Source organism: Pedobacter jaeyakensis, from assembly GCF_054461315.1.
The window spans coordinates 3,444,051-3,457,074 of record NZ_CM136921.1; the positions used below are offsets into that span (position 1 = coordinate 3,444,051).

General features: G+C 40.1%; 10 protein-coding genes. 2 read left to right on the top strand and 8 right to left on the bottom strand.

The features are described from left to right. Positions 1-22 precede the first annotated feature (22 nt). From ACXZ1K_RS15350 to ACXZ1K_RS15360, 3 genes are read right to left on the bottom strand one after another with little or no spacing between them, the layout of a single operon-like run. On the bottom strand, positions 23-2,395 hold the full coding sequence (locus ACXZ1K_RS15350; protein WP_458970554.1) for an ABC transporter permease: 2,373 nt from the start codon (positions 2,393-2,395) through the stop codon (positions 23-25). Between the two features lie 11 nt (positions 2,396-2,406). Next, the gene (locus ACXZ1K_RS15355) at positions 2,407-3,105 is read right to left on the bottom strand and encodes an ABC transporter ATP-binding protein (RefSeq protein WP_458970555.1); all 699 of its coding nucleotides are present in this window, start codon (positions 3,103-3,105) and stop codon (positions 2,407-2,409) included. Between the two features lie 15 nt (positions 3,106-3,120). Beyond that, a complete protein-coding gene (locus tag ACXZ1K_RS15360) occupies positions 3,121-4,365 on the bottom strand; it encodes an efflux RND transporter periplasmic adaptor subunit (protein ID WP_458970556.1) in 1,245 nt (414 codons plus the stop codon). Positions 4,366-4,525: 160 nt separating this feature from the next. Between ACXZ1K_RS15360 and ACXZ1K_RS15365 the strand changes: the two genes are divergently transcribed. Both ACXZ1K_RS15365 and ACXZ1K_RS15370 read left to right on the top strand, forming a co-directional pair. Next, positions 4,526-5,899, top strand: a complete 1,374-nt coding sequence (locus ACXZ1K_RS15365) for a sigma-54-dependent transcriptional regulator (protein ID WP_458970557.1) — start codon at positions 4,526-4,528, stop codon at positions 5,897-5,899. Next, positions 5,899-7,260 (top strand): sensor histidine kinase, encoded by a 1,362-nt coding sequence (locus tag ACXZ1K_RS15370; RefSeq protein WP_458970558.1) that lies wholly within the window; start codon positions 5,899-5,901, stop codon positions 7,258-7,260. The genes ACXZ1K_RS15365 and ACXZ1K_RS15370 overlap by 1 nt, the downstream gene beginning before the upstream one ends. Before the next feature lie 106 nt (positions 7,261-7,366). Here ACXZ1K_RS15370 and ACXZ1K_RS15375 read toward each other — a convergent pair whose 3' ends face one another. From ACXZ1K_RS15375 to ACXZ1K_RS15395, 5 genes are all read right to left on the bottom strand, one after another. Further along, on the bottom strand, positions 7,367-8,635 hold the full coding sequence (locus ACXZ1K_RS15375; protein ID WP_458970559.1) for a glucose-1-phosphate adenylyltransferase: 1,269 nt from the start codon (positions 8,633-8,635) through the stop codon (positions 7,367-7,369). A gap of 14 nt (positions 8,636-8,649) precedes the next feature. Then, entirely contained in the window at positions 8,650-10,056 is a 1,407-nt protein-coding gene (locus tag ACXZ1K_RS15380; RefSeq protein ID WP_458970560.1) for a glycogen synthase, read from the bottom strand. A 93-nt stretch (positions 10,057-10,149) separates the two neighbouring features. Beyond that, entirely contained in the window at positions 10,150-11,400 is a 1,251-nt protein-coding gene (locus ACXZ1K_RS15385; RefSeq protein WP_458970561.1) for a sulfate adenylyltransferase subunit 1, read from the bottom strand. Then, positions 11,400-12,305 (bottom strand): sulfate adenylyltransferase subunit CysD, encoded by a 906-nt coding sequence (cysD, locus tag ACXZ1K_RS15390; RefSeq protein WP_458970562.1) that lies wholly within the window; start codon positions 12,303-12,305, stop codon positions 11,400-11,402. Before cysD ends, ACXZ1K_RS15385 begins: the two co-directional genes overlap by 1 nt. 14 nt (positions 12,306-12,319) lie before the next feature. Continuing rightward, complete coding sequence (locus ACXZ1K_RS15395) at positions 12,320-13,024, bottom strand: phosphoadenylyl-sulfate reductase (RefSeq protein ID WP_458970563.1); 705 nt, start codon at positions 13,022-13,024, stop codon at positions 12,320-12,322.

Consider the following 13,024-nt stretch of genomic DNA (forward strand, 5'->3'; position numbering starts at 1 on the left):
GTATTAGTATATTATAATATTGTTATTCATACTTTAAGGCATCAACAGGATTGGAAATGGCGGCTTTGTAAGCCTGAAAACTCACCGTCAAAAATGCGATAGCAGTTGTACCAGATATTGCTGTAACTATAATCCACCAAGAAATTGTAGTTCGGAATTCGAAATTCCCCAACCATTTGTTCATCACATAGCAGGCGATAGGAACGCCAATTATTATTGCCACTAAAATCATCTTCATAAACGACACAGATAGTAATTGCATAATACTTGCCACCGATGCTCCAAGAACTTTACGTACCCCAAATTCTTTAGTACGCTGCTCTGCACTATATGCGGCCAACCCGAACAGCCCTAAACAGGATATGAATATGGCTAGTCCGCCAAAAAGGTTTGATAATATTCCAAGAACCTTTTCTCCTTGCAGCTTCTTAGCATACAAATCGTTAACAAACTTCAAATCAACTGGATAGTTGGGATTTAATTGTTTGGTTACTTGTGTAATCAATTCAACGTTTTTTGCTAAACTGTTATCCGGATTCATTCGCATCGTAATCTGACCACCCCAACCTTTATTAAAAGCAACTACCATAGGTTTATCAGTAAAGTATGGAGAACCCCAAACAAAATCTTTAAATACCCCTACTACGTTGAAGTCATTTCCATGATATTTAACTTTTGTGCCGACAGGATTTTTAAGTCCCATTACTTTCACGGCCTTGCTGCTCAGCATAAGCGATGCAGAGTCTGAAGCGAAGGACCTTGAGAAGTCACGACCGGATACCATTTGAATTCCATTTGTTTTGGTGAAATCATAGGTAGTGGCAATTTGATTAAAAATTACCTGTTTATCTGCCTCGCTCATTCCTGGCCATTCAAAATTCCAAAAACTTGAGCCGGCATTTGAGAGACTTCCAGATGACTGGCACAAGGCTGTAACCGCGCCCGACTTTAATAGTTCTGATTTAAAAGTATCAAACTTTCGCCCCAACTCTCCATCCTGGGGCATTTCTGCCAATAGGTTTAAGTCGTACCCAACAGGCTTATCTCTAATAAACTTAACCTGTCTGTAAATCACGAGGGTAGCAATGATCAAAACAATTGCAAAGCTAAATTGTCCCACAACCAATATTTGCCTTAAGCTAACAGGAATCGCTTTTGTCCGTATTGTTCTTTTTTTAAGGGTCTGTATAGGGTTAAATGAGGAAAGATATAATGCAGGGTAGCTTCCTGCTAGTAATCCCGTTAACAGAATCACACTTGTAATGCCAAGCAAATAATTAGTACTGTAATGGTCTACGTTAAGTTTTATACCCAGCAGATTGTTGAATGTAGGGAGCAAGATTTCAACCGATATAACTGCAGCTAATACACTGATTACAGTCAGTAAAATCGATTCTATAAGAAATTGGGCAATTAAGGAAGCCCTGCTTGCACCTATAGTTTTTTTAATCCCTACCTCTTTAGCTCGCCGCTCAGATTTGGCCGTAGCCATGTTCATGAAGTTAATGCAAGCAATGAAAAGTATACCTATGGCAAGGGCAATAAATAAATAGATGCGCTCAATATCACCTCCAACGCTCTTTCCATTTTCAAATTTCCCAAACAGGTGTCTGTCTGACAGTTTGTATATAAATGTTTCCTCAGTTGAATTGGCGGAGTTCAGTTTTATAATTCCTTTGACCTTGGAATTGATGAGGGGGATGTTTGCTCCCTCATTTAGGCGGACTACAGTTTGCCAATTGTAATTGCCCCAGTCGGGCTTTTTAACCCAGTCTGACAATGTTTCAAATAACGACCAGGGCATCAAAAAATCAAAAGTGTTTGAGGTATTTGCCGGCAAGTCCTTAATAATACCTGTAACCCTTAGATCTGTTTCATTGTTATAGCGAATTGATTTATTAAGCGCATCGCCGTCTTTAAATAATAGCTTTGCCATGGTTTGGGTCAAGACTACTGAATTTGGTGCATTTAGAGCAGTTTGTGGGTTGCCTGTTATAAATTCATACTCAAATATGTTAAGGAGATCAGGATCGGCAAATTTTGACTCTTTTTTAAAACTGTTTTGTCCATTTGCAATTAATTGTTGCCCATTATTGCTAATGCGGCTTATGAATTTAACATCTGGTATCTCTTGTTTAATAACCTGTGCAATTGCATTGCTCGTTGCGTCTCCAGTTGCTTGAACGTTACCTTTTGCATCTATAAAATTAGTCATTACCTGATAAACATTTTCTGACCGTTTAAATTGCTTATCAAAACTCCATTCGTAGGAGATATAAAGCAATAATAAAAGACACGAAGTAAGCCCAATTGCTAAACCTACAACATTAATTATTGATGAGGTTTTATGCTTCCAGAGATTTCGCAAAGCGATTTTGAGGTTCAATTTAAACATTAGTGATCTTTTTAAATCAGTTCTTCAGTTCTTCCTTTATTCACTTTTTCTGAGATGACATGGCCGTCTTTCAGGTTGATGATCCTGTTAGAAAAACTCGCATCATGGGAAGAGTGGGTAACCATCACTATGGTAGTGCCAGTCTCATTCAATTCGCAAAGCAATTCCATAACTTCGTTACCATGAGAACTGTCCAGATTACCTGTAGGCTCATCTGCCAAAACCAACTTTGGCTTAGTTACCAAAGCTCTGGCAACGGCTACGCGTTGCTGCTGACCCCCAGATAGCTGCTGTGGAAAATGTCCGCTCCTGTTAACGATGTTCATTCTTTCGATGATTTCGTTAACCAAACGCTTACGCTCCACAGAAGGCACTTTATTATAAATCAATGGAAGTTCAATATTCTCGAACACCGTTAATTCATCAATCAAATTGAAATTTTGGAATACAAAACCCATATTCTGCTTCCTGAAATTTGCGCGTTGCCTGTCGTTGAGCCCAAGTAATTCTGTTTCTAAAAACTTGTAAGTTCCACTTTCGGGTTTATCCAAAAGTCCCATCACATTCAACAAAGTAGATTTCCCGCAGCCCGAAGGACCCATGATGGACACAAATTCTCCTTGTTTTACATGCATATTAATACCATTTAATGCGGTAGTCTCTATTTCCTCTGTTTTGTAGACTTTCTGCAGATTCTCAATTCTTATCATTGTTATTTTTTTAGCCTAGTTGTTAACTTCAATTATATCATATTGGGTAAACTGATCATATGATGAAGTAATTACCTCTTCACCTTTTTGTAACCCATCTAAAATTTCATAGTATAAATAGTTTTTGCGCCCAATTTTTACATTTCGTTTTGTAGCCTTGCCATTCTTAAGCACAAAAACCCATGAGCCGCCAGTGCTTTGAAAAAACTGACCCTGACTAATCAGAAGTGATTTGCTGTTGTCAGAAAGCGTCAACTTCACTTGCATCGACAGTCCTCTTCGCAATTCATCCGGAGACTTACCCTCAAACGTCAACTCAATTTGAAATTGTCCCGCTGTAACTTCCGGTATCACTTTCTTAACGGTAAGCTTGTAGGTTTTCCCGTTAAACTCACAATTAGCGGTCTGTCCTTCTTTTACCCTGTTAATGTAGTATTCGTCTACGCCTGCTTGTAGCTTATAACCTTGCAAGACATCAATCTTACCCAGCATTTCATTGGCATTATAAGATTTACCGATGATCGGATCATAAGAAGAAAGTCTCCCAGCAACTGGTGCCTTTATGGTCATGTTTTCAATATTCTGCCTTATGGTTTCTAAACTTTCATTCATCCGGCCAATAGAAAAGTCGATCTGCTGCAATTGCATAATCCTACTCTGGTTTTCCTGCTTTACCGCTTGCTTCAAAATCTTTTTTCTGTCCTGATAATATTCATAATCCTGACTTGAAGCACTAAACTCTTGCAGCGTAATTACTTTTTTTGAATATAGGGTGCTGTCCACTTTAAACTTCCTTGTTGCAGTTCTCAAGCTGTTCTCAATTTCCATCATATCCTGGCTCATCACTCGTTGATTTTGCTCGAGGTCCAAACGCAATTTACGCAACTGGTTAATTTGCTCTGTAATACTGGTCTCACTGGAAGTATAACTGGAGAGGGCATTCGGATTGGCAACCCGCAACAGCGGAGTACCTTTTACCACACTGGCTCCATTTTCAGTAAAGATCTCTGCAACGGTACCCCCTTCCGGTGAACTGATGATGACCGAAGTTAGCGGTACCACGCTTGCGTTTAACAATACCACATCTTCAAAATCTCCATAGGCTACTTTACTCACTGTAATTTTATCAGGATCTGCTTTATAAACTTTATTTAGAGACAATTTGTACCCGTAGGCTACAAGTGCAATAAATATCACACTGCCAACAATGATCAGTATTGTTCTTTTATTAAATCTCTTACGTTCAATTTTCTTATCCATTAAGTGTATCAATTACATTTTCGCTTATGCCAACGTTGTGCCAACGCAAATAATAATTTTAAAGCGCTGTTAGTCAATGATATAAATTGAATAATAAATTTAACATGTTCATAATCGGACAGTTCCTGTACATCACCGAACACTTTTATTATTTTTGGTTATGATAGATGCAACTGTATTGGTTATTGACGATGATGAGGACATTTTGCTAAGCGCCAAACTGTTTTTGAAACAGCATTTTGAACAGGTGCTAACCTGCACATCGCCTAAGGAGATTAATGTATTATTAAGTCATAATGAGATTGATATCATTCTCCTTGACATGAATTACCAAAAAGGGGTCAGCGATGGGCGTGAAGGCCTCTACTGGCTTAACCATATCTTATCTATCGACAAAGACTATGTAGTGATTCTGATGACTGCTTATGGTAATGTAGAACTTGCCGTACAGGCCATTAAAAAAGGTGCAACGGATTTTATCCTCAAACCCTGGGAAAATGAAAAATTGTTTGCAACGCTATCTTCTGCATCGCGGTTAAGGCAATCCAACAAAAAGGTTAAGAAGCTGGAAAAGATCCATTCTTCGTTACAAAAGGACATCAATAGGCAATTTGAAAACATCATTGGTACTTCTGAGCCTATAAAACACCTGCAAAACGTAATTGTAAAAGTTGGTCCAACGGATGCAAACGTGCTGATTCTCGGCGAGAATGGCACAGGAAAACAAGTATTCGCTTACGAACTTCACAAACTGTCGCCCCGCCGCAACCAAATCTTTATGCATGTGGATTTGGGCTCTTTAAATGAAAATCTATTTGAAAGTGAGTTATTTGGATATGCAAAGGGTGCTTTTACCGACGCAAAAGAAGATAAGCCAGGCCGGTTTGAGATCGCCGAAGGTGGCACTATTTTCCTCGATGAGATCGGTAACCTCTCAATGGGTTTACAATCGAAATTACTCAGCGTTATACAAAACAGGACTATAACCAGATTGGGCGAAAGTAAAGAAAGAAAAATCAATGTACGTTTGATCACTGCAACCAATATGCCTTTAAATGAAATGGTTGCCAAAGGAACCTTTAGGCAGGACTTACTTTTCCGCATCAACACAGTTGAATTGCTGTTGCCTAATTTAACACAGCGTGGCGAAGACATTATCCAATTGGCAGATCATTTCTTAAATACCTTCAGCAATAAATACCACAAAAACTTTTTGGCAATTAATAGTAAAGCCAAAGAAATGCTGCTCAATTATTACTGGCCTGGTAATATCAGGGAATTGCAGCATGTCATAGAAAGGGCAGTTATCATGTCGGACGGTACAGAAATTACACCTGGCGATTTGCAATTGAGTCCGCAAAAATTCAGCAATGCTTCCCCTGCGCTCCAGGACAACATGGGCTTGGAAGAAATGGAGAAGATGATGGTACAAAAGGCCATTGACAAGCACAAAGGCAATATCTCCAGAGCCGCGGCAGAACTAGGACTAACACGCGCTGCACTTTACAGGCGCATTGAAAAATTTGACCTGTAATGTTCTATAACCGCTTCACATATCGCTTGCTATTTAGACTACTGGTCATTAATCTATTGGCCATCTTGCTCTATTACCTGATAGTGCATACCAACTTGCCTTTCACCATATCGGGAGTTGCCGTGGTATTTTTAAGCGCGTTAGTAAGTCTTTACAATTACATCAATGAGATTAGGGAAGATATTAAACGTTTTATTCTGGCTGTTAAAACAAGAGACAGCACACTAAACTTTCGGAATAAAGTAACCAGCGGGAGCTTTCCTGAATTGTATGAATCCTTCAACGATATTATACAGGTTCACAAAGACATACAGCTAGAGAAGGACTCCATGTTCCTGCTCATCAAAACCATACTGGAGCAGGTTCCCGTTGGCGTAGTTGTCATTAAAGAAGGAGGTGCAGCAGAAGATGACGCAAAAGAAATTGTGTTGATTAACCAGGCGGCAGTAGGCGTCTTAAATGTACCAGCATATAAATACTGGCACAGATTGGTAGACCACCTACCTCAATTTGCACATGAAATAGCAGCTATACGCCAGGGCGGTAAAAAATTTATTGAAATCAAAATACAGGACAAGCTAATACAGCTTTCTACAGAGGTCATCCCCCTAAACCTGTATCAAACGAATTATACCATCATTTCCTTTCAGAACATTAAAGACGAGATAGAGCAAAAAGAATCAGAAGCCTGGAACCGCCTTATCGGCGTTATTTCTCACGAAATTCTAAACTCTATTACCCCCATCAGCTCTCTATCAGACACGGTGAACAGCATGATCAGCAATAAAACCACATTGACTGCTGAAGATTTGGACGACCTTAAGCCCGCCATTCAAACCATTAAAAGAAGATCAGAAGGATTACTGGATTTTGTTAAAGACTATAGATTAATTGCTGAGTTGCCAACGCCGGTTTTAGAATACCATACTATTGGCGAATTGCTGGTACATATCAAAACCCTGATGCAACCATTTGCGCAAGGCAGAAACATCATGATGCGGGTAGATCAAACCTCTTCTAAAATTAGCATTCCAATAGATTTAAAATTAGTTGAACAGGCGCTCATTAACCTGGTGACCAATAGTATTTATGCCTTGGAAGATGTAGAAAATCCCGCCATAGAGATTAGCTACCGGCTAGACACCAATAAACTACATATTGAAGTAACAGACAATGGAAAGGGCATTGAGCCCGAATTATTAGAAAAGATATTTGTACCTTTCTTTACCACCCGGAAAAACGGCTCAGGTATCGGACTAACCATCACCAGAAACATCATGAAAATGCACCATGGCAATTTAGAGGTTACTTCCATACCATTTGAACGTACCACATTTGCATTGGTTTTTAAATACAATTAGCCGTTTCCTGATAAGCTATTGATCAAAAGAAAAGCCCCGAACAATAGTTCAACTATCATCCGGGGCCTCTAAAAAACACACCCACTTAAGGTGCTACAGTTATGTTTTAAACAACTGTGCCGTCCGGTATAATGGCACCTTTCTTTACCACTACAATTCCATCCTTAACCGTATACAGTCCAAAATCACCATCTTCCAAATGATTACCGCCAATAATCGTCACATCATTACCGATGCGACTATTCTTATCAACAATAGCGTTAGATATCTTGCACCTGTCACCTATGCCGATCATAGGCTTTCCTCCCTCAATATCCTCTTTAATCTCTTCTAAAGTCTGGTATTTGTCGCTTCCCATAATGTAGCAACTCTGGATATGGGTACCCACACCAATGCGAGATCTAATACCAATTACCGCATGTTTGATACTTTCCGCCTGCAGAATACAACCTTCAGCAATAATCGTTTTATCTAAAGTAGTTCCCAATATCTTGGAAGGAGGCAACATCCTCGCACGTGTAAAGATGCTATGGTTATGATCAAACAAATTGAACTTAGGAATATCGTCAGTTAAGCCTAAATTGGCCTCAAAGAACGAGGAAATATTACCGATATCTGTCCAGTAACCCTCATATTGGAAACTCAATACATCATAAGTTCTGAGCATTCTTGGAATAATCTCCTTCCCAAAATCCTTTTCATCTGCATTCTCAGCAAAGATTTTGATCAATAAATCCCTGTTGAAAATATAAATACCCATTGACGCCAGGTAATCGCGGCCCTCAGCATGCATTTCAGGGCCGGTATCTGATGCCCAGTCTTCTAAACCAGTTTTCGGTTTTTCAATAAACGAGGTAATGATGTTCTGTTCATTCGCTTTCAAAATTCCAAATTCAGGAGCATCTTTAGCATTTACAGGAATAGTAGCCAGAGTAATCTGAACTCCACTTTCTATATGTGCATTAACCATTTCATTGAAGTCCATTTGGTATAATTGATCTCCAGATAAGATCAGTACATATTCAAATTCATGGTTCAGTAAATGGTGCATAGTTTGCCTAACGGCATCTGCAGTTCCCTGGAACCATGTCGGGTTATCAGGGGTTTGCTCAGCAGCTAAAATATCTACAAAAGCTGAACTAAAATGACTAAAATGATAAGTATTCTTAATGTGCTTGTTGAGTGATGCCGAGTTGAACTGGGTCAATACGAACATACGATGTATGCCTGAATTAAGACAGTTGGAAATTGGAATGTCCACAAGGCGATATTTTCCCGCAATAGGAACCGCTGGCTTTGATCTTGTTTGTGTAAGCGGGGCTAACCTGGAGCCCTGGCCCCCGCCAAGGATTACACCTAATACTTTTTCAGTCATACTTTATTTCTCGTTTATATTTGGTACAGATTAATATATTCTTGTGCCGCTCTATCCCAGGAATGATCGATGTGCATCATAAACTTACGGATTTCTTTTATTTTTCTTTTATCATTATACAATTCCATCGCACGTCCAATCGCATGTCCAACATCCCATGCACTTGTTTGATCATGACATACACCAAATCCCCCATCGCCAATATCCACTACAGTATCTTTTAACCCCCCTATCCTTCTCACAATTGGTATCGTACCATATCGCAATGCATACATTTGATTAAGCCCGCAAGGCTCAACTCTACTTGGCATTAACAAGAAGTCTGCACCTGCATAAATCTGGTGTGATAACTGCTCGTTGTAGCCAATGTAAGCATTGTAATTTCCCGGAAAGGCGTCCTTTAAGTGAGAAAGCCTCGCTTCAACATGCGGATCTCCGGAACCCAAAACCAGTATATTTATTTCCCCTTTGTGCTGCCACAAAGCATTGTTAAAAATCTCAGGCAAAAGGTCTGCTCCCTTTTCGCCCACCAGTCTACCAATAAACGTAAACAAGGGCTTGTTTGCATCCAGGTTAAAAACATTGCATAGCGCCTCTTTGTTTGCTTTTTTTCCATTATCAACTGTTCTTGCGGAAAATTGCTTTTCCAGCATCGGATCTGCTGCCGGATTCCAAACTTCGTTGTCTATCCCATTGAGTATACCAACTGATTTGCCGCGCTCCTGAGCAAACAAAGATTCTAAACCAGCAGCATTATAGCTAATCTCTTCTAAATAACTTGGGGATACGGTTGTAACCCTCCATGCACATTTTATTGCTGATGCCAATGGATTAATGGCACCCTTCCAATCCAGCTGCCCTGATTTCCAAAGATCAAAAGGCGGCAGATAATTCAACTTATCCCATCCAAATTGTCCCTGGTATTGTGCATTATGTATAGTTAAAATGGTAGGAACCTGATTTAAGTGCATGTATTTATTACAATGCGCAGTCATAAACGGAACCAAACCAGTATGATGATCGTGACAGTGTATTACATCCGGCTTATGTTCCCATTGTGCTATCCAATCCAGTACGCCTATTTGATAAGCTAAAAAACGTTCCGTATCATCAGCATAACCATAAACATTTGGTCTGTCTGTATATCCCGCAATGTGGACAAGGAACAAATCGTAACCTAACTTATTCGTTTTCTCTCGAAATATCCTTACAGAAAAATGCTGAAAACCTAATTTACCCCAGCCATCATAAACAACTTCAAACTCATTCTCTCTAAAAAATTTTGTCTCGTAGGCAGGCATAACCACTTTAGCCACATGTCCTAACTTATTCTGATATTTTGGTAAAGCACCAACAACGTCCCCCAGTCCGCCAACTTTGGCGATAGGGTAACATTCTGCACTCAGATGTATTATTTCCATATTTGAGATCCCCGCTTATAAACCCAGCGAAATTTCTCTCAAATTAAGTATAACTGCATACAATGCAAATAAAAAGGAAAGAATTAAAATACTTTAATCTGCAACCGCTCTGAACATCAACGCAGCCACTGTTAAATTGGTTCTGCCGTCAATCAATATGGCAGCGCCATTGGCCTTATTTTCTGTATAAAAATCAAATGCAAGCTGGTCAGCAGTTTTTACTATCACCCTACCAATGTCATTTAGCTTAAAATCATAAGCATCTTGCTTCTCCAGGGTATTGATGTCAACCTTATAAACAATCTCGCGAATTTTACATTTTGTAATCTTACTATTGTGCTGCAGTAAATAAGTTATGCTTTCGTCGAGCGGTCTTGCGTCCATCCAGCAAAGATCTGCTTCAATAAGCTGCGAACTTTGAGGCAAATGATCAGAATTAACCAGCACATCACCCCTGCTAATGTCTATATTATCTTTTAAATGCAGGGTTACCGACTGACCAGCGTAAGCAATCTCAGGTTGTTGATCGAAGATTTCTATTCGCTCTATCACTGAACTATTGCCTGAAGGGAGTACAGTTACTTTATCATTAACATTAAATGCACCACTTAAAACTCGACCAGCATAACCACGGTAATCATGAAGCTCATCAGTTTGTGGTCTTACTACCCATTGCACCGGCATACGGGCAAGGTTGTACGAAGGTCCGACTTCTACATCCACTGTTTCCAGGAAGTGCAGTAAACTTGTTCCCTGGTACCATTGCATATTTTCGGATTCGTTAACTACGTTATCACCTTTTAGCGCACTAACCGGGATAAAAGTAACCTCCTTTAAGCCTAAATCAGCGGCCAGCGTTTTATACTGACTAACAATGGAGTCGTAAACAGTTTCACTATATCCAACCATATCCATTTTGTTTAAACACACCACGACATATTCAATACCCAACAAGGAAACCAGGTAAGAATGCCTGATGGTTTGTTCAACCACACCATTACGGGAATCGATTAAAATGATAGCCAATTTTGCCGTGGAAGCACCGGTAACCATGTTCCTGGTGTATTGGATATGCCCCGGGGTATCAGCAATAATAAACTTACGTTTCTCAGTTTGAAAGTACTTGTAAGCTACATCAATGGTAATCCCCTGCTCGCGCTCGGCACGCAAACCATCCGTTAAAATGGCAAGGTCAATAGAGCCATCGTCATTTTTCCTATTGGATTGCTGTAAGGCTTCCAGCTGATCTGCTAAAATAGAATCTGTATCATATAACAACCTGCCAATTAATGTGCTCTTGCCATCATCAACGCTACCGGCTGTAAAAAACTTTAATATATTCATTAGAAATATCCTCCCTTTTTGCGGTCTTCCATTGCAGCTTCAGATACTTTATCGTCCATGCGGGCACCACGTTCACTAATTTTTGAAGCACTAATCTCTTCGATGATGTCATCCAGCAAATCAGCATCCGACTCTACCGCAGCAGTGCAGCTCATATCGCCTACCGTACGGAACCTTACTTTTTTGTGCTCAACAATATCGTCCTCATCCATATTTAAGAATGGAGAAGCAGCCATTAACTGACCGTTTCTGGTAATCACGTCCCTGTTGTGCGCAAAATAGATAGATGGCAATGCGATGTTCTCTCTTTTAATATAGTTCCAAACATCCAGCTCAGTCCAATTGCTGATTGGGAATACCCTAACGTTTTCTCCTTTATGGATCTTCCCGTTGTAAATATTCCAAAGCTCAGGCCGTTGGCGTTTAGGATCCCACTGCCCGAATTCATCTCTTACAGAAAAGATACGCTCCTTAGCCCTTGCCTTCTCTTCGTCTCTACGGGCACCACCAATACAGGCATCAAAGCCATGCAGGGCGATGGTATCCAATAAAGTAACTGTCTGCAAGGCATTTCTGCTTGCACTTTTGCCCTTTTGCTCCACTACTTTACCCTGGTCGATAGAATCCTGTACGCTGCCAACAATCAGTTTCTCGCCGATGCGTGCTACCATCTCATCCCGGTAGGTAATGGTTTCTTCGAAATTGTGACCAGTATCAATATGTACCAGTGGAAAAGGGAATTTGCCCGGTCTAAATGCCTTTTCGGCCAGTCTGACCAAGGTAATGGAATCTTTACCGCCAGAAAACAGCAATGCCGGCTTTTCAAACTGCCCTGCCACTTCACGCAAAATGTGAATGGCCTCAGCCTCTAACTCGTCTAAATAATCTAAATTATACTTACTCATTTGTTTTGTTGCAATTACGTTGTGGCATGTAAGCCGCATTCTTTTTTAGACTGATCTTCCCACCACCATCTGCCTGCTCTAAAGTCTTCTCCTTCTCTAACTGCCCTTGTACATGGCGCACAGCCAATACTTGGGAAACCTTTATCATGTAATGTATTGTATACTATGTTATTTGCTTTTATGTAGGCCTTAACATCATCCAGCGACCAGTAAAATATGGGGTGATACTTTAAGATTTGGTTGGCTTCATCCCATTCCAAATTGCTCATATCATGCCTGTTTACCGATTGCTCAGACCTGATGCCAGTTACCCATAACTGGTTGCCAGTAATGGCGCGCTTTAATGGTTCCAGCTTACGAATATAACAACACTGTTTGCGGTTATCTACCGATTCGTAAAAACTGTTAGGACCTTTGGCAGTTACCATGTCTTCCAGCAAATCTGCTTTTGGATGATAAGCAACGATTGGCTTTTTATAGATTTCCAGCGTACGGTTCCATACATAATAGGTTTCTGGAAACAACCTGCCGGTTTCTAAAGTGAAAACCTTAATGGGGATGTCATTCGCAAAAATCATGTGCGTGATAACCTGATCTTCCCAGCCAAAGCTGGTAGAAAAAACAATCTTACCGGCATGCTCATTGGCGAAATACCTTAAAGCATCTACAGGATCCAAATCTCTAATCCGCGCTGCTATTGCTGCAATTTGCTCCTTCAT